The organism is Acinetobacter ihumii (assembly GCF_900625095.1).
Classification (GTDB): Bacteria; Pseudomonadota; Gammaproteobacteria; order Pseudomonadales; family Moraxellaceae; genus Acinetobacter; species Acinetobacter ihumii.
The window spans coordinates 2117722-2135336 of the sequence record NZ_LR130760.1; the positions used below are offsets into that span (position 1 = coordinate 2117722).

Annotated in this window: 17 protein-coding genes and 1 tRNA gene; 8 read left to right on the plus strand and 10 right to left on the minus strand. The window is 39.9% G+C overall.

Features of this window, described 5'->3' with window-relative positions; translation table 11 throughout:
• Positions 1–64 precede the first annotated feature (64 nt).
• On the plus strand, positions 65–796 hold the full coding sequence (gene hisA / locus E0D95_RS09955) for a 1-(5-phosphoribosyl)-5-[(5-phosphoribosylamino)methylideneamino]imidazole-4-carboxamide isomerase (RefSeq protein ID WP_130803703.1): 732 nt from the start codon (positions 65–67) through the stop codon (positions 794–796).
• Between the two features lie 198 nt (positions 797–994).
• On the opposite strand, the gene E0D95_RS09960 is transcribed toward hisA, so the two are convergent.
• Positions 995–2413 (minus strand): NAD(P)/FAD-dependent oxidoreductase, encoded by a 1419-nt coding sequence (locus E0D95_RS09960; protein ID WP_130803704.1) that lies wholly within the window; start codon positions 2411–2413, stop codon positions 995–997.
• A gap of 30 nt (positions 2414–2443) precedes the next feature.
• Entirely contained in the window at positions 2444–3772 is a 1329-nt protein-coding gene (locus E0D95_RS09965) for an APC family permease (RefSeq protein WP_130803705.1), read from the minus strand.
• Positions 3773–3872: 100 nt separating this feature from the next.
• Between E0D95_RS09965 and E0D95_RS09970 the strand changes: the two genes are divergently transcribed.
• Entirely contained in the window at positions 3873–4232 is a 360-nt protein-coding gene (locus tag E0D95_RS09970; protein WP_130803706.1) for a COG3415 family protein, read from the plus strand.
• A 323-nt stretch (positions 4233–4555) separates the two neighbouring features.
• Here the strand turns inward: E0D95_RS09970 and E0D95_RS09975 are convergent, their stop codons facing one another.
• From E0D95_RS09975 to E0D95_RS09985, 3 genes are read right to left on the minus strand one after another with little or no spacing between them, the layout of a single operon-like run.
• Entirely contained in the window at positions 4556–4951 is a 396-nt protein-coding gene (locus tag E0D95_RS09975) for a DUF4870 family protein (RefSeq protein ID WP_130803707.1), read from the minus strand.
• A gap of 32 nt (positions 4952–4983) precedes the next feature.
• Positions 4984–5616 (minus strand): DUF1294 domain-containing protein, encoded by a 633-nt coding sequence (locus E0D95_RS09980; RefSeq protein WP_130803708.1) that lies wholly within the window; start codon positions 5614–5616, stop codon positions 4984–4986.
• A 22-nt stretch (positions 5617–5638) separates the two neighbouring features.
• Positions 5639–6589 (minus strand): homoserine kinase, encoded by a 951-nt coding sequence (locus E0D95_RS09985; protein ID WP_130803709.1) that lies wholly within the window; start codon positions 6587–6589, stop codon positions 5639–5641.
• Positions 6590–6702: 113 nt separating this feature from the next.
• Here E0D95_RS09985 and hisF point away from each other — a divergent pair, with 113 nt between their 5' ends.
• Entirely contained in the window at positions 6703–7461 is a 759-nt protein-coding gene (gene hisF, locus E0D95_RS09990) for an imidazole glycerol phosphate synthase subunit HisF (RefSeq protein ID WP_130803710.1), read from the plus strand.
• Positions 7462–7557: 96 nt separating this feature from the next.
• Here the strand turns inward: hisF and E0D95_RS09995 are convergent, their stop codons facing one another.
• Positions 7558–8211 (minus strand): sterol desaturase family protein, encoded by a 654-nt coding sequence (locus E0D95_RS09995; RefSeq protein WP_130803711.1) that lies wholly within the window; start codon positions 8209–8211, stop codon positions 7558–7560.
• A 107-nt stretch (positions 8212–8318) separates the two neighbouring features.
• On the opposite strand from E0D95_RS09995, the gene E0D95_RS10000 reads away from it, so the two are divergent.
• On the plus strand, positions 8319–9317 hold the full coding sequence (locus E0D95_RS10000) for an AraC family transcriptional regulator (RefSeq protein WP_130803712.1): 999 nt from the start codon (positions 8319–8321) through the stop codon (positions 9315–9317).
• 1 nt (position 9318) lies between these two features.
• Here E0D95_RS10000 and E0D95_RS10005 read toward each other — a convergent pair whose 3' ends face one another.
• Together E0D95_RS10005 and E0D95_RS10010 are read right to left on the minus strand one after the other, a co-directional pair.
• A complete protein-coding gene (locus E0D95_RS10005) occupies positions 9319–9561 on the minus strand; it encodes a hypothetical protein (RefSeq protein ID WP_130803713.1) in 243 nt (80 codons plus the stop codon).
• A 66-nt stretch (positions 9562–9627) separates the two neighbouring features.
• Positions 9628–10701 carry a DNA/RNA non-specific endonuclease gene (locus E0D95_RS10010; RefSeq protein WP_284690733.1) on the minus strand — a complete coding sequence of 358 codons (1074 nt, stop codon included), beginning with the start codon at positions 10699–10701 and terminating at the stop codon, positions 9628–9630.
• A gap of 254 nt (positions 10702–10955) precedes the next feature.
• Here E0D95_RS10010 and E0D95_RS10015 point away from each other — a divergent pair, with 254 nt between their 5' ends.
• Positions 10956–11399 (plus strand): hypothetical protein, encoded by a 444-nt coding sequence (locus E0D95_RS10015; RefSeq protein WP_228258846.1) that lies wholly within the window; start codon positions 10956–10958, stop codon positions 11397–11399.
• 98 nt (positions 11400–11497) lie between these two features.
• On the opposite strand, the gene E0D95_RS10020 is transcribed toward E0D95_RS10015, so the two are convergent.
• A complete protein-coding gene (locus E0D95_RS10020; RefSeq protein WP_130803716.1) occupies positions 11498–13378 on the minus strand; it encodes a potassium transporter Kup in 1881 nt (626 codons plus the stop codon).
• Positions 13379–13501: 123 nt separating this feature from the next.
• Between E0D95_RS10020 and E0D95_RS10025 the strand changes: the two genes are divergently transcribed.
• From E0D95_RS10025 to E0D95_RS10035, 3 genes are all read left to right on the plus strand, one after another.
• Positions 13502–13591 (plus strand) — tRNA-Ser (locus E0D95_RS10025).
• 184 nt (positions 13592–13775) lie between these two features.
• Positions 13776–14951 (plus strand): tyrosine-type recombinase/integrase, encoded by a 1176-nt coding sequence (locus E0D95_RS10030; RefSeq protein ID WP_130803717.1) that lies wholly within the window; start codon positions 13776–13778, stop codon positions 14949–14951.
• 119 nt (positions 14952–15070) lie between these two features.
• Positions 15071–15664, plus strand: a complete 594-nt coding sequence (locus tag E0D95_RS10035; RefSeq protein WP_130803718.1) for a hypothetical protein — start codon at positions 15071–15073, stop codon at positions 15662–15664.
• Positions 15665–15729: 65 nt separating this feature from the next.
• Here the strand turns inward: E0D95_RS10035 and E0D95_RS10040 are convergent, their stop codons facing one another.
• Positions 15730–17607: a DUF262 domain-containing protein gene (locus E0D95_RS10040; protein WP_130803719.1), complete on the minus strand. Its 1878-nt coding sequence runs from the start codon at positions 17605–17607 to the stop codon at positions 15730–15732.
• Positions 17608–17615 lie beyond the last annotated feature (8 nt).

A 17615-nucleotide genomic window follows, 5' to 3' on the forward strand; every position in this document is an offset into this window, starting at 1 on the left:
TTGGGTTAGAGTTTGTTAAGATGACGCAAATTTTTATTTTTATGATGAAGCAAGGAGCGAAAGCATGCTGATCATCCCTGCAATTGACCTGAAAGATGGAAAGTGTGTTCGTTTAAAACAAGGCCGCATGGAAGACGATACTGTGTTTTCTGATGATCCTGTCGCGACAGCACAGCATTGGGTGAATGAAGGTGCCCGCCGTTTGCATCTGGTCGATTTAAACGGTGCTTTCGCTGGTACCCCCATTCATAAACCTGTGGTTGAGGCGATTGCCAAAGCTCAACCAGAACTGCCAATTCAGATTGGGGGCGGGATCCGTTCACTTGAAACTATTGAGCACTATCTGGATGCGGGCGTATCTTTTGTCATTATTGGCACCAAAGCCGTTCAAAACCCTGAATTTGTAGAAGAAGCATGCAAACAGTTTGGTGGACATATTATTGTCGGGATTGATGCCAAAGAGGGCTTGGTCGCAACTGATGGCTGGGCGAATGTCACCAATGTCAAAGCCACAGATTTAGCGAAACGCTTTGCTGATGCAGGTGTGTCTAGCATTGTCTATACAGATATTGCCCGTGATGGCATGATGCAAGGTGTGAATGTCGAACAAACTGTGCATCTGGCGCAATATTCGGGTTTACCCGTGATTGCCTCTGGCGGGGTGACCAATCTTGAAGATGTTCGCTTACTCAAAGACCAACCGGGAATTTTGGGGGCAATTACAGGTCGTGCGATTTACGAGGGAACTTTAAGCCTACGTGAAGCACAGCTTTTGCTTGACCAACAAGCACTTTAAATACCTTCAAAACCAAAACGGGCGATTTATTCGCCCGTTTTTTATGGTCTGATCTGTCTAATAATGCGCGATTCAACTCAAATTGAGTGGATGAATCAACCTAGCATCCTTTAGATGCTTAGCTACAACTCACACATTCCGAACCCATATACTTGAATCGGTCTTTAGCAATGTCTGAACATAATGAAAGCGTGGCAATTAAAACGATACCATCTTTCCAGGATTCATCATGGCACCTAAGCCATAAGCACCTTTGGCCATAGGAATGACCACAGGTGCCAAAGCTCTACCCCAGAGAATGTCCTGATGCTGAATTTGTGTGAGCATCTCGAAGTCTGAAGAATTACCACAGAAATCATCGGCAATGGCTTTACCAATACGCACTGTTTGCGCAACACCATGACCACTCCAGCCATGTACAGCATAAATTGGAAATTTACTTTCCGATTTACGACTATCCGTTGCACCATTGACAGTCAAATCAGTGGTACCACTCCATACGAAGTCTAGCTCGACCTGTTCAAGCTGAGGAAATACATGCTGAATACGACCTTTTAAATAGTGTCCAGTTTTTTCAGCATTCCAACAGTTGCCTGTTCCCTGCCCCCCAAACAGTAGACGATTTTTAGACACTCCACGATAATAATCAATTTGAAATTGCGTATCATAAACGGGATGATCATGCGGCAATAATTCATTGATCTCTATTTCCAGCGGAGCAGTAGTACACACATAGGTGTAAAATGGAATCGTTGTCTGATTTTTTTCTTGCAGTAATTTAAAAGAAGCATGATGTACAGCCAACACCACACTTTTTCGGGCTTTAATACATCCATTGGTTGTTTCTACATAAATACCATCTTCTCGTTCCTGCATCGAGATGACTTCGGTATGTTCATAGACCTGTCCGCCCTGCTGGCAAAAACCATAAATTAGACCACGATTTAAGGCCAATGGATGAATATGTCCACCTAAGCGATCGATTAATCCTCCAAAATAATTTTTAGATTTTACATACTCATATAATTCATGTTGACCTACAACTTGAGTATGATCTTCACCCAGATATTTTCGGGCATCCCCGCTCTGGGTTAATGCAACCAGATGCCCTTGATGTACCGCAGCCGTGATGTGACCTCGTTTTCTAGCAGTCTGGATGTCATAGCGTTCTAAAATCGAGTCAATTAAATCCATTGCTTCCGTGGAAGTGAAATGCCATAACTTTTTGGCATCTGCATGACTTAAATGCTCAATCATTTCTTCAGCTTCCCAACGGGCAAGTCCCGGTGTGAGCTGCCCACCATTACGTCCTGATGCTCCACTGCCAATACGATTTTTTTCAACTAGAACGGTATCTACACCCTGCTCTGCCAGATGTAATGCGGTCGAAGCACCCAGTAATCCGCCACCAATCACTAACACATCACATTCTACATCCGCATTCAGACATTCAAATTGATGCCAATCGGCCAAAGAACTTTCATAGTAATTGGCTGGATGCTGTATATCACCATGTTGCGGATTCAACCAGTTCCACTCTTTGTGACTGGTAAGCGTTTGGCTGGCTTTAAACTCTACATCGTTCAATAAAACAGGTTGATTCACAAGATTTTTCATTTTCCAACTCACTCTTCATTCATACAGGGCTTAGGCATTGCTCATGACAACGCTTTGCTTCTTGAATTTTTTATAGATAAAAATAGCCATACCGATCGCTAGCCATACACAACCAAAGTGAAGCGCAGCCGCATCAAGATTCAGCCAGAGACAAATAATGGCAGCCACAGAAAGGATCGGAAGCAGCAGATTTTTCATGATGTTTTTCCAGCCATGACGTTGTCTTTTTTTCACATAAAAGTGCATAAAGACCGAGAAATTTACCGCCGTAAACGCAATTAGCGCGCCGAAACTAATTAGGCTCACCACCGTCGCCAAGTCCAGTAACATGGCTGACATGGAAATACAGCCAATCACAAGCACCGAATACAGCGGCGTACCTAGTTTTGGACTAAAGCTGCCAAAGATTTTTTTATAAAAAATGCCATCTTTACCCATAATATGAATCAGACGCGCAGCACTGGCATGGGTCGCCAAACCTGAAGCAATGGTATTCATGATCTGTCCGCATAAAAAGACCGCCTGAAAGAACGCTCCACCCACGTATAAAACAATTTCAGGTAGAGCTTCACTCGGATGTTTAAAGCGCGTGTTATCTGGAAAATACAATTGAATAAACCATGACGCACTGATGAAAATAACGCCCCCTGCCAAAGTCGTTAGAATAACAGCTTGAGGAATGACTTTTTTAGGCTGCTGAGTCTCCTGCGATAGCGTAGTCACTGCATCAAAGCCCAAGAAGGAGAAACACAGAATGGACGCTCCTGCAATTAAGGGAAGCAGTTGTGAATCTCCATTCCATAAAGGAGCCAGAGTCAAAACATGCTCATAGCCTTGGCTTGTACCAATTCCTTTAATGACCAGATAAATAAATACCAGCATTAGCACAATCGGAGCAAACACAAAAAGCAAACTTAAATGAGCTAAAATCTGGATACGGAAACAATTCACCAATGTCACAAGTCCAGCTGCCAGCATCACCCAAAACCAGTAAGGTATGCTGGGAATTAAGGCGTGTAAGTAAATTCCTGCCAACAGGGCATTGATCAATGGCAATAACAGATAGTCCAGTAATGCACACCATCCCACAAAAAAACCAGCCGTCGCACCGCAACTTTCAGCGGTATAACTATAGGCGGAACCCGGTCGTTCTGAACAACGACTAAAACGCGCATAGCTGATAGCAGTCAGGAGCATCGCGACCAAGGCAAATATATAGGCGAGTGGAACACGTCCATCTGTAGTGTCTGACACAATCCCAAACGTATCAAAAACCGTCATAGGCGTCATGTAGGCGATACCGACAATCACCACCTGCCACAATGTCAATTTTTGAATAGAGGCTTTCTCAGTTTTCACTTTATTTTCACCTGAAATAAAATAATGTTCAGTTGATTATTCTTTTGCAATAACTATGCCATATAATAAAAAAACATTTCTTAATTCCAGTGAGAATAAAATGCCACGTTATTCGATTGAAACCCGAAAAGCTGCCATTGCAGCGTATAAAAAAACCGACTACAAGGTCGCCGTTTGTAAAGAATTCAACATCTCCAGAGTGACCTTGGACGCATGGATAAAACTTGAAGAAGAAACAGGTAGCTTACAGCCAAAACCAACCAAAAAACGCGGAGCCCCCTCACACATCAAAGACTGGGAACAATTTCAAACATTTGTTTATCAAACAAAATTTCAAAATATTAGTGACTTAATTCCCTTATTTGAACAAACCTTTGGATATGCTGTTTCCTACGCTGTTTTGGTTCGCGCGATTCATGTTTTAGGCTTGCGTCGCCGTAAAGGTCGCTTCTATGGCTAAAGAAAATTCTGGATTGATGAGGCATACATTCACACGAATTTTATGTACATTTAAAATATTAAAAACGTAAAGTATATTTATTAAAAATGTAAAATTGTTAATATAAATACGTAATGTGATTAAAATAAAAAAGTAAATTTTATTTATTAAAAATGTATATTTTAAAATATAAAAAAGTAAAATAATTAAATTAAATTTGTTAAGTTATTTTTAACACAGTGTTCAAAATAGCACATCAAAGTGCGCAAAGATCGCTCAAGATGCACCATAATCCGACAAAAAAAGAGAAGCACGTGGCTTCTCTTATTCAATCATGAGTGAAATTATTGATACATCGCCCTATTATCATTTAAGGCGATAAGTCCGCGAATAGCACGATAAACAATCCAGATCCATGCTCCGCCAATAACAGCAACACAAAAGGTACTGGCAGACAACGCAATTCCTGCAAATAAGTTATCGTTATCACCTGTAAAAAATAAGAAGAAGAACGGTACAAAGGCAATGATATTCCAAAACAAATACCACCAAAATGTACGGATCTGCCAAGTAAAGTGACTGGCCAGCCATGTTCCTTCAACATCACGACGTTTTACGTAATTAATGATGAGTGCAACAATGGCCAGAAGCCCTGCACTAAAAATCGCGGCAATATATAAGATATAAAGAACAAGAGTTAGGGTTTTATTGGATTGGAGTTGTTCTGAGGGAAAATTCATAGATGCACCTTCTGATTTATTTTATTGATCTCCTAACGTACCACCACATTGAAAGGAGAAATCAGCCATAACAATAAAAGTATGTTCAAAACTATGCTACAAAAATAAATCTTCCTAAACGGTTGTTTTTGTGTTTTATGTCGCAGTTTTTGTTGTGCTAACCATGCAGCAGGCCAGCCGCCTAAAAATGAGACAATATGTAAAGTTTGTTCAGGTACTCGCCGATTTCCCAATTGAGCAGCTTCTTTATCCTGTGCATATAGCCAGTAGCTCAATGCATTCATCAGCGCGATAAAAATAAAACTATAGGCAGGAAGCAGATGCATCGCACTTAGAATAGCCACAGCCACAATATAAATAATGGCGGCAAGTTGCATTGGAGCGAATCGTGCCGAACTCGTCGCGGTGTTGTGCACTTGTTGTGTATTTGGCGAGGTAACACGCGTTTGAGTTGCTTTCAGATACGTCGCTTGTTTGGCACGATAACGACCTTGTTCGTCCAGAATCACCACATATTCCAAAGCACAACCCACAATAGGTCGTGGTCCGGGACGCGCAAAATCTTTGATATGTAAAAATACACGGTCTTTATCTATATCATTAGGCTGAATAAAACCATAGCCTTTTTCATCGAACCACTGAACCAGACGTCCTTGATCACGCATCTTGTATTCCCTTTTTCTTGGTTTAGTCGCTTAGACGTGCCATACGGTTTTCCAATAATAGTCGCATTTCCAGTGGATTTTTTTGCAAAATATCATCCCCCTGCCGTGCTTCTTGAGCATTACGCTGCGCAACCTGCAAGCGTAATAGCCAAAACCGACAGGCCGCCATCGCCAAATAAATCGCTAAACAGGCGTGTTCATCGGTACTTAATGGACGAACTGTTTGATAACCCTCTATAAATGCATTGAGTTTATTCAAATTAAGTTCAACACTTGGATGTTCAGTACAAAAATCATTGATGGCAATTGCAATGTCAAATAACCAGTCATCCCGATTCATTTCAGAAAAATCTAAAATGCCTTGTAACTGATCTCCTTCAAACAAGGTATTGTCACGAAACAAGTCTGAATGAATCCAGCCCTGTGGTCGATCAGGATGTTGCTCACGTTGACGGTTAAAATGCTGATAAACCTGATCTAATAATGCTAAATCATCTGCATTCATCTGGGTTTTAAGTTGTTCAGCCACACCTGTCCAATAGAGATGGTTTCGATTACTCTGACGTTCAAATTGAACATCTTGTAAAACCATATGCAACTGTGCCTGAGCTTTGCCAATCTGTTTAATTTGTGCAAGCGAAGGTGGAATGGGATGCTGTCCTGCAATTCTTGGTGCAATTTGCGCAGGTTTATCCGCGATAAAATGAATAAAGTTTGCTTCATAGCTCAGGGGTACAGCTACGGGAATGCCGTGTTGTCCCAAATGCTGTAACACGGGTGGCAGTTCATTGGCACCTTGTTCATCAAGTTCTTCAAACACGGTCAGTACAAATTGCTGGGCGGTGGCCGTGACTAAAAAATAATTGGTGTTTTCAATTCCACCCTGAATTGGAATCAAGTCAATTACCTCTAACCCGTAAGGTAAAGCGAAAGCTTGAACTTGTTCTAGACTCAAGGGAGTGTAAACCGACATAAAAAACCTGCGTGCAACAAATATAAGTTTGGTAGAATAGGGCTACAGTTTATCAAGATTCTGTTGAATCTCGTGAACTTTATTGATTTAGACCCATACCGCTGGATGTCACCATGCTTGCAAAACGTATTATTCCCTGTCTTGATGTCGATAATGGCCGCGTCGTTAAAGGTGTTCAGTTTTTAGATATCCGTGATGCAGGTGATCCTGTTGAAGTAGCGCGTCGCTACAATGAACAAGGTGCAGATGAAATCACTTTTTTGGATATCACAGCAACGCATCATGAGCGTGACACCACGTATCGCACGGTAGAACGGATGGCAGAAAGCGTGTTTGTTCCCTTAACGGTGGGAGGCGGTGTCCGTAAAGTAGAAGATATTCGTTTACTGCTAAATGCAGGAGCGGACAAAGTGAGTATTAATTCCGCTGCGGTCTTTAATCCAGAGTTTGTACAAGAAGCGTCTCAACATTTTGGCGCACAATGTATTGTGGTGGCAATTGATGCCAAACGAACTGGTGAAAATAAATGGGAAATTTTCACACATGGTGGTCGTAAGCCCACGGGGATTGATGCATTAGAATGGTCAGTGAAAATGGCAGAATACGGCGCAGGTGAACTGTTGGTCACCAGTATGGATGCCGATGGCACCAAAGCAGGCTATGACATCGCCCTGATGCGTGCCATTAATGACCGAGTTTCAATTCCAACCATTGCTTCGGGGGGTGTTGGCAATCTGCAACATATGGCCGATGGGATTTTACAAGGTGGTGCAGATGCGGTTTTAGCTGCCAGTATTTTCCATTTTGGACAATATACCATTCCCGAAGCCAAAAGCTTTTTGGCGGAACAAGGAATTGAAATGCGTTTGTAAAAAATGCACTGGGTTGAAGCTGGTATGATGTCTAAAATCATACATTTTCAGCTCTACAGATGAAAAGGCAGCCTGCTGATCAGGCTGCCTTTTTATTCATGCCACCGAATCCGTTGCAATGCTGGACTGATTTTCAGGTGAAATATTTTTGGCCAAAGATGGCTTTTGCTCGACGTATTTGGCTGGAAAAAATCGTTCGATGGCAACGGTCAATTTTTCAGACAATATTGCAGGGAATGGTAAACCTAGCGGATTGGCTTCTTTTAAATCGGGTGATGACACCACACGTGTCCCCAATATATAGTCAAACCATGGACGGGTAACCCCCCAATTGGCATCCTGATTTGAGTTCATATGATGATCATAGTGCCATGGAATACGACGTTTTGCCCATTCGGGTTCTAGGTGCGAACGGCGATGTACATAGAAATAATTGCCTGCACTATACCAAAAGGCCAATGCCATGCCTTTTGAAAAAGGGTAAGCTGCTGCACTTGAGACACTGGCAACCACCACCAATGCGGCTAACTCATTACGGGTTCGCCAGTTCTGTAAGCCTTCAACATAACAATCATCCTGAAACTGGGTTTTGCGGACTTCCCGATGATGCGCCCAGTGTGATTCCATTTGCTTCGGTGTTGGACTAAAGCGTGGTTTGCCTTGACGATGTACACCATGTAATAAATATTTATGTGCCACCCACTCAAAGCCATTGGCCAAGATTAACCCTGCCACAAAACCTTTAATCATTATAAAATCCTCCCTTTAGACTTGAATATAAGAATTTTTCTGTGTTATGTATTGACGGATGTGAAGGATTCATTGACAAAACACGACAAAAACAAGAGTGCACAGGGATGTCGAAACTAAAAAGCTATGCAGGCTCAGTCTATGGGGGACTGGGACATTTACTGCAACTGTATTGTGAATCAGAAGGAATTGAGCAACCACAGCAGTTACAGGAAATCCAGAATTTAGAACGTTTTGACTATGTGATCTGGCGTGAACTATTACAACAGATTAATCAACAACATCCTCAAGCGGGACTTGGTTTAAAAATAGCTGAATATGTTCAGCCTAAACATTTAGGGATTTTGGCCTATATTGCATTATCCTGCGAAAGCTTGGGAGAAGCGTTAAAACGTTATCAGGACTTTCATCGACTGGTTTATGATGGCAGTCTATTGCAAGTGGAATTTATAGCACCTTATTTTTCAATTCGCTGGGAAGAACCCGAACTGCATCCTACCCAACTGACTGACGAAATCGCAATTGCTTTAATGGTGCAGTTTTTACAGCAATTTATGTGTAAAGAACGTATTCAGTTACATGAAGTCCATTTCATTAACCCAGCGCCCAAAGATGTACACGTCTATGAACGTTATTTTCATTGTCGGGTACGTTTTTCTCAAGCCAAGACCCAAATCCTGATTCCAATGACTGAATCCAGCAAAGTGATTGGCAATGCAGACCACACTCTTCAGCAGTTACTGATGCAGCAGGCACAGGCACTTCTGCAACAACTTCCGCAATCCTCTCAACTGGATCAACGCTTACAACAGGCGATTTTAAAAGGGCTGCAAAAAAATGAATGTCAGATTGAGCAAGTTGCAAACCAGCTCGGTTTGTCTGTGCGCCAATTACAGCGACACTTACAACAACAAGACATGACCTTTCAGCAAAGAACACAGCAAGTACGCTATATGCTTGCGACTGAATATTTAAAAGATCCACATTTAAGCTTACAGGAAATTGCATTATTGCTTTGTTATTCAGAACAAAGTGCATTCCAACGTGCTTTTAAACAATGGAGTGGACAGACACCACAGCAATGGCGACAGCAACGATCAAGTTAAATTATAAAAACGGATTATCAATTTCTTGTTCAGATTTGAGTTGAATGTTTTCTGGAAGCGGTTGTTTTTCTAGTTCAGCCACAATGCTATTCACAAAGGACTGTAATACATGAGCGGTTTTAAGCCCTGCCTGATCTTTGGTGATCTGCAAATTGCCATATAAACTGACACAATCTAACTGATTTTCCAGAGTTAAATCATGAATACTGGAAGACTGGTTACCCTGTTCAAAAGGTTTAAACATTTATTTATGTCTCTTTTATTGGGTTTGATTTGAAATTAACCGATTTTTAGTTTTAGCGCGGCATCTTTATCTCAAAATTTGTAAAAAATAATGCAAGAGCGCGTCAACTAATTGTTTGATAATGGCTTGTTTAGTGTCGTCATCTATGCCTTGTGCCTCAAGGGTTGGCGCTTGCTGTTTCTGCTGAGTAAACTGCTTTTGCACTCCACTCATGGTTTGTTGTTCAACTTCTTCAGCGCACTGACTTTCACCATCCCAATGTAAATAAGTCAGCGGTTTTTGCATTTTCACTTGCGACGCACTCAGCGGAAGCTGATAAACATTGCGTTTTTGTTCTTCTGTTAATTGCGGGAAAAGATTCATTCCCAGTTTTTCTTCAAGATAACAAACACTGACCACTTTAACCTGCAAAGAGTTGTCGTTTGGCGCGTAATAAGCTCCTATCGCCCCCGTTTTTGGCAAATAAATGGCTTTATAGACTGCACTTGGAACAATCACCCCTCGTCCAATGGTTTTAAGTTTTCTACCTTCAAATACCGGCCCTGTGATGACATACACATCTTGTTTTTGCTTGGTGACCAATGCACGGGTTGCCTCCTCCAGTTCACGCCAAACTTGTTGATTGTTTTTTGGGGCTTGTGGAACGATATTCACCAATGAAAAACTGTCAAATTGTGCTTGAGTGTTCCCCATATCACCATTAGGTGCCATGTGACCACGATCATATCCTGAACTTCGATAATCACTTAACAATGCCCGATGCATTTCTGGAATTCGGGTTTCTTCATGAAAATTATCTTCGCGTTTAATCCGCTGACTCAATCGTTGTGGAGTGAGCTTTTCAGATACCCAAAGCGGCGTTTTTGAGAGACCTGAATACATCACATTGAAATCATTCAAACACAGTGCATAACTGTTTTTCTTTAGACTTTCTTTAATTAAAAAGGGTGGAATGTCCCGATAAAACTGATTGAGACAAGCAGCATTGCCCGACATTGGACTCATCCATTGAGAAACCTTGCCTTCACCAAAAGCAATCACAAAACTTCCCGCCGCGACAGTGCCCAAAAAGAATTTACCGATATGTTCTTTGATCCAAGAGACTTCTGAACGTGCTCTGGTCTTTTTGCGTGCCACAATCTTCTACATGAATTAAAAATCTAGGCAAGAGCTTAGCAACTCAAGGTTTGACTGTATATTCAGCCATTGGTCATTTGAGCAAAACATCAACGCAAATTGATGAATAAATAAGCTATGCGCGTAACAGTTTGTCGTTTTATTTTTATGTTTCACGAAGTGATCGGTCTAAGTTTCGTATATTTGATTGAAAAGTTTCAACACAGTGTGTCAAGGTAAGCTCACGACACACAAAGAATGATTGAATGAAGGAGACCATGATGCGCTCTAAGTTATTAATTGCTGCTGGTTTAATGACAGGTTTATCAAGTATGGCTGTTTTTGCGGAGCCGCCTGTTCAAGCAGGTGAGACTTTAGAAAGCCTTTCGCAAGCTAAAATTACCACCACAGTCAATGGACAACCGGGCTCTCTGGCAGACTTAGTCAACAGTGGTAAAGTTCAGCTTATTTCGGCACAGTCCGCACCCGTACAGGCTCAACCTATTCAGCCACAAGATGTACAGGCGGTGACACCGCATCAGGGTGAAATAGCAGACCCTGCGGCGAGTGCAACACCAGCGATTGATCCAAATGCACCAGCTCAAGCCATGCCTGAAGCCGCTAATCCTGAGGCACCAGCCATGCAGGCAGCACCTGCTGAAATGCAAGATCAAAATTTGAATGCTACTCCTGAGCAAATCTCAGAACCTGCTGCTCAATAATATTTAAAAATTTAAATATCTAAAAAAACCAGAGTCTGAATAGACTCTGGTTTTTTATGCTTTTCGTTTAGACCTGAACAAAAGATGAATATAAACTTTTAAATTTCGATCTGACTGCCCAACTCAACCACACGGTTCGGTGGGATCTGATAAAAATCACTGACTGGACTGGTATTGCGCTGCATCGAAATAAATAGTTTTTCACGCCAAGGTGACATGCCATCTCCAACCGTATGAATCAGACGATCACGTGAAATAAAGAAGCTAATTTGCATCATATCAAAATCAAAGCCCCATTCCTCATAGGCTTGTTTTAAGGCCTGAGGAATATTCGGCTGATCTTTAAAACCGTAATACACAAAGATTCGATAAAAATGCTCATCCAGTTTTTCTAATTGAATACGATCCTGATCGGCGACATACGGAATATCTTGCGTATATACAGTGACCATGACATTGCGTTCATGTAGCACTTTATTATGTTTAATATTATGTAGCATCGCATGCGGGACAATATTCGGATTTCCCGTCAAGAAGATGGCTTCACCCGGAACAAAATGTGTTTCATTACTTGAACCTATACTTTGAATAAACAGGCTCATTGGCAACGCATCGGTTTCCAGACGATTGTAGACAATTTCACGACCGCGTTTCCATGTCATTAAGATGGTAAACACGACAATACCAATCACAATTGGTACCCAACCACCTGCTAAAATCTTGAGTGAGGTCGAAGCCACAAAAATAGTATCTAATGCCAAGAACGGAATGGCAAACATGGCCACTTTCCACCATGGCCACTTCCATGCGCCATAAGCCAGCACAGAAATTAAGATGGTGACACATAGCATGGTCATGGTCACCGCCACACCATAGGCACTGGCCAAACTACTGCTGGTTTCGAACAAAATGATCAGAATAAAAACGGAGATATACAACACCCAGTTAATAAAGGGGACATAAATTTGTCCTTGCTCAACATCGGAAGTATGTATCACACTGAGACGGGGTAAATAACGTAGCTGAATCGCCTGATTGACCATGGAAAATACACCCGTGATTACTGCTTGTGAAGCAATCACGGCGGCAGCCGTTGCCAAACCAATTGTTGGGAAAAGTGCCCATTCAGGAACAAGTAAATAAAATGGATTGGATACTGCTTCTGGATTACGAAGTAATAAAGCGCCCTGTCCTGCATAATTCAGTAATAAACAGGGACACACAATAATGAACCATGCCAGACGGATCGGTAAACGTCCGAAATGTCCCATATCGGCATATAAGGCTTCACCACCTGTCATGGTGAGCACCACTGACCCCATGGCAATAAATGCAACGAAAGGTTGATGAATGGCAAATTCTATTGCCCATAAGGGATTGACAAACAAAAGGATATGCGGAGTCTGAATAATACTCCATAGCCCCAAAAGCCCTATTGAAATAAACCACACCAGCGTAATCGGACCAAAGAATTTGCCCATGGTGGCTGTGCCATGACGCTGTACAATAAATAAAGCAGTGAGAATGCCCAGAGCAATTGGCATCAGCCATTGATCAAATGCAGGAGTGGCAATACTTAAGCCTTCAATAGCAGACAAAACAGAAATTGCTGGCGTGATAATACCATCACCAAAAAAGAGCGAAGCCCCGACAAAACCCAAAGCAATTAGACACATTTTTTGCTGAGGACCGAGTTCTTTAATACGCAGTAACAGTGCCAATAACGACATAATTCCGCCTTCGCCATTATTATCTGCACGCATCACGATAGTGACATACTTGAAACTAATGGAAAGCGTGATACACCAGAAAATCAGCGAGAGAATACCTAATACTGTCGCCTCAGAAATACTAACATGTGCACTGGTAAAAGTTTGTGCAAAGGCATACAAGGGACTGGTTCCAATGTCACCAAACACCACGCCTAATGCTGCCAGCGTAATCGCAGGTAATGCGGCTTTTTTTGCAGGACTTTGCATACTTAATCTTCAATATTGAAACAGTATTTTTGCGCCATATTAGCACTAAGTTATTTTTTTTTCTTCAAATCAATTGTTTTCGGCTTGGCAGCTCGCCATTTTTTAGCTATTATCGCTCGCCTTGGTGAGGTGTCCGAGTGGCTGAAGGAGCACGCCTGGAAAGTGTGTATACGTTTACGCGTATCGAGGGTTCGAATCCCTCTCTCACCGCCAAGATCAGTACTAACAACATCCAATGTTGTCCTAAAAAGCCTGAATTTAAAAGATTCAGGCTTTTTTTGTGTCTAATGCAATCTGACCCAAACTATTGCAATCTTGATATAGTTGGGGGTATAACTGGGGGTAAAATAATTTACCCCCAGTTTTTTACCCCCAGATTCTAAACGGAATGATCACAATGCTTACAGATGCAAAGATCAGAAAAATAAAACCATTAGAAAAGAAGACCAAATATCCTGATGAAAAGGGTATGTATCTAGAAGTTAGCCCTTCAGGTGGTATGCACTGGCGTATGAAGTTTCGTCTTTTTGGCAAAGAAAATATTTTTAGTATTGGCACCTATCCTGATACCTCACTTGCACAGGCCAGAAGAATTCGGGATGAAGCTCGATTTCGAATAAAAGATGGAATTAATCCGAATGAAGCGAAGAAGCAGAGAAAACTGCAAGTAGATGAAAGCACCCTTTTCAGAGCACTCGCGATGGAATGGATGGAGGATCGGAAAGCAGTGATTAAAGAGGCGACTTATTTACGTGATTTATCGGTATTTGAAAAAGACCTTTTCCCTGATCTAGGTGATATGCCGATTGATCAGATCAAAGGTAAAGATGTGCTTGCTTGTGCAAAAAAAATTGAAGCGCGTGGTGCGCAAGAAATGGCTAAACGTTCCATTCCTTTAGCGGGTCGTATTTTTCGATTTGCAATTCGTAAAGGCATTATCGAGAATGATCCAACTCCCCACTTAGGAGAGGCGCTTAAACCACGTAAAGTAAAAAATATGGCGCGTATAGATATTTCTGAGTTCCCTGCGTTCCTTGAACGAATGGATCGTTATCATGGTAGCCCTATTATTCGATCTGCTTTACAACTCATGACCCTAACCTTTGTACGGACAGCAGAGCTCAGAATGATGGAGTGGAATGAGATTGATTATAATAATTGTTTATGGCGTATTCCTGCTCACAAAATGAAAATGGCTCAACCACATATCGTGCCATTATCTAAACAAGCACTTGAGCTATTAGAAAAACTGAAACCTCTAACGGGCAATAAACAATATGTTTTTTATAATTACAGCACAGCCAAGCCTATCAGCAGCAACGCACTTTTATGTGCAATTCGAACAATGGGTTATAACGGTAAAATGACTGGTCATGGCTTTCGTGGCCTTGCCTCCACTACGCTGCATGAGCAAGGTTATATGCATGATGCCATTGAAATTCAATTAGCTCATAAAGTTGGTAATGCTGTTTCGCAGGCTTATAACCATGCTCAGCATTTAGACTATCGGATTAAGATGATGCAGGAGTGGTCTGATTTTGTTGATGGGCTGAGGAATAAAATTAAAGGCTGATTATCAAAATTATCCAATTAAAGGAATTTTTATTTGCATAAATTTGTAGGATACCCTATAATCAAAATAAAGTAGGATATCCTACTTTATTTGATATAAAAATTTAAAAGGGTTCCTTTATGGTAAAAACTAGAACTGAGATTAATCAAGAGAGCAATGAACGTCGCGGAATAGTTAACAAAGCATTTAAGTTACATCAAAGTACAGTTGATGCTATTCGTAACTTTGCTGATGATTCAGAAAAGTCTCAAGCTCAACTTGTAACTAATGCCTTTGATGGCTTTTATACTCCCTTACCTGCGGGTTATGAAAATGAAGATGGTGAATATATTTCAGCAGATATTTATATATATCATCCATATAGCTTAGAAACATGGCTAATTATCACTAATGTAAGTGATGAATATGATGAAGAGAGAGCTATTGATTTCTACGAAATTAACTTTGAAAATATGGTGAATTATTTTATCAGTCAGCACTTACCTGGTCTTCACATTAATCATGTCAAAGTTTTCTATACACCAATACTTGGCTCAGGCGAGTTCTACAGACCAGATTTCTCTAAATTAAAACAGGAAATGTACAAAGAATCAGTATCTTTCTTTTTTGACTTATTTCATGAAATGCCAACGTTGTTCAGATATAAAAATCTTGAAATGATTCCATTAACAGAAAATGCAAAAGAATATAAATTACTAGAAAAACTTTATTAATTAATCTTCACAGTTTTTCACAAATTAAGCCTTATTTACATAAGGCTTAATTATAAATTTAGTAATTAAGCAATTAATAAGTCATCATCCACTTCCAGATCATCAATATCTAAATCCACTGACTTAGTCTCTTGTTGAACATTCTGAATGTATACTCTTTCAATAAACCTTTGTTTCAATGCCTGCCTTCTAGCTTTATAGAAGTCTTCAAAATCTGCAAAACCAAGTGAAATAGAATCATCTATAAGTAAATCTTTATTTGCAAAACTATAAGTATTATTTTTGATCCAGCTTTCTAAAGACTGATCACTTTTTGAAAGATTTAATGAGTCATTTAATAAATGCAGATTTGAAATAGAATTCCAATGATTAGCATTCATATAAAATTCTTTCTGCTCATCTGTCAGGTTTTGTAACTTTGTTATATTTTTCTTAGCAAAAAGCATTTGAGGGTGCAAATGATCTATATGGAAATTTTCTGTTGATTTCAACTCTGGAAATAATAAGTGCAAAACTGCCCTACAACGAGCTTCGCCATATTGGATATTCAACATATTCTCAATATATGCATCATCAAAACGCAAATCTTTATTTGTAGCCTCATAAGTCTTAATAATTTTTTCCAATGGAAATAAGGGTTCTGACAAGTTAGTTTTCATAACTCGTCGCATACTTGAAATAATTGAATCAGCTTGACCGCCAAATACACCTTTTAAAAGCACCATATAAAACCATTGACTAATTTTGTCTCTTTGCTCAATTTGCTTAGATAAATCATTAATAGTTAAATATAACGGTTTCCCAAATTCATCATTTTTTTGGTACAAATAATAGCAGATTGGTATTACTGCATTCTTCGAAGTTAAAGATTGAGCATTAACCCCAAACCTTCTAATCAACTTAAATGTTTCTTTTATACAGTCTTTTATTTGCTCCCATTGTGTTTGAATTTGCTGTACTCGCTCAGCAGTAAAGTTTTTTACTTTAAAACGCACATCTTCATCTATCAACATTAATGCTGTTTTTAAGATCCAATCCCGCTCAATATAGAAACCCAAGTCTTGTGACTGATAAATCCAATTAGTTAAATTTTCAATTTCTTTTCTAAAGTCACCATTCCAATTCGCTACTGCAATAGACATTAACAAATCTGAAAAAGCTAATTTTGTACCACCACTATTTGTGCGAATAAACACATCTAATACATGATCAACTTCTTGGCTTTTTTCATTAAAATAATGAATCAATTGTTCTTTATGAACAGCCATATACAACTTCAAAAGAGTTTCAGAAGCAAAACTATTCGTAGATAAATTTCTATGTGACAACTCTGGAAAAACTACTTTTAATATAGCATCAGCTAAATCTACATTAGGCATATTTAGTACATCATGCACGCATAACCAGTTTTTTATACCCGAGTTATTCAACTGTTCAAACTGAATATCAGTTAAAAATTTAAAGTTATAGTACATCATTGACTCATCATCATCTAAAGGTTGAGATAAATCTAAATACAATTTACGTGGTGGTAAAACACTTTCATCATAAGCTGTAGGCCACCATACTCTTGGCTGTTTATAAGCATAAGTACTACATAAACCAATATATAATGATGTTAATCTTTGTTGGCCATCAATAATTGCCTTAAAGTTTTTACTACTCGCATTAATTTCAATATAGGGATTTTCCTCATTAAACCGCTGACAATATTTTGTCAAAAATTCATAAAATTTATAATCTTTCTTAATTTCAGAATCTGTAATTTCCCACATCATAAAAGAATTTATTGGGTATCCTCTTAAGATTGAATCAAATAACTGACAAATTTGATTACTTGTCCAAACAAATTTTCTCTGAATTGCAGGTAATAAAAAGTCATTTGATTGAATAGCATTTACAGCTTCTTTTATCGTCAACGGTTTTTCATATTGACCAGACATAACTCCCC

Bases quoted from the DNA above. Each gene is read 5' to 3' on its own strand.
- hisA (WP_130803703.1), top strand. From the start codon at position 65: ATGCTGATCATCCCTGCAATTGACCTGAAAGATGGAAAGTGTGTTCGT.
- E0D95_RS09960 (WP_130803704.1), bottom strand. From the start codon at position 2,413: ATGAAAAATCTTGTGAATCAACCTGTTTTATTGAACGATGTAGAGTTT.
- E0D95_RS09970 (WP_130803706.1), top strand. From the start codon at position 3,873: ATGCCACGTTATTCGATTGAAACCCGAAAAGCTGCCATTGCAGCGTAT.
- E0D95_RS09975 (WP_130803707.1), bottom strand. From the start codon at position 4,951: ATGAATTTTCCCTCAGAACAACTCCAATCCAATAAAACCCTAACTCTT.
- E0D95_RS09980 (WP_130803708.1), bottom strand. From the start codon at position 5,616: ATGCGTGATCAAGGACGTCTGGTTCAGTGGTTCGATGAAAAAGGCTAT.
- E0D95_RS09985 (WP_130803709.1), bottom strand. From the start codon at position 6,589: ATGTCGGTTTACACTCCCTTGAGTCTAGAACAAGTTCAAGCTTTCGCT.
- hisF (WP_130803710.1), top strand. From the start codon at position 6,703: ATGCTTGCAAAACGTATTATTCCCTGTCTTGATGTCGATAATGGCCGC.
- E0D95_RS09995 (WP_130803711.1), bottom strand. From the start codon at position 8,211: ATGATTAAAGGTTTTGTGGCAGGGTTAATCTTGGCCAATGGCTTTGAG.
- E0D95_RS10000 (WP_130803712.1), top strand. From the start codon at position 8,319: ATGTCGAAACTAAAAAGCTATGCAGGCTCAGTCTATGGGGGACTGGGA.
- E0D95_RS10005 (WP_130803713.1), bottom strand. From the start codon at position 9,561: ATGTTTAAACCTTTTGAACAGGGTAACCAGTCTTCCAGTATTCATGAT.
- E0D95_RS10015 (WP_228258846.1), top strand. From the start codon at position 10,956: ATGATGCGCTCTAAGTTATTAATTGCTGCTGGTTTAATGACAGGTTTA.
- E0D95_RS10020 (WP_130803716.1), bottom strand. From the start codon at position 13,378: ATGCAAAGTCCTGCAAAAAAAGCCGCATTACCTGCGATTACGCTGGCA.
- E0D95_RS10030 (WP_130803717.1), top strand. From the start codon at position 13,776: ATGCTTACAGATGCAAAGATCAGAAAAATAAAACCATTAGAAAAGAAG.
- E0D95_RS10035 (WP_130803718.1), top strand. From the start codon at position 15,071: ATGGTAAAAACTAGAACTGAGATTAATCAAGAGAGCAATGAACGTCGC.
- E0D95_RS10040 (WP_130803719.1), bottom strand. From the start codon at position 17,607: ATGTCTGGTCAATATGAAAAACCGTTGACGATAAAAGAAGCTGTAAAT.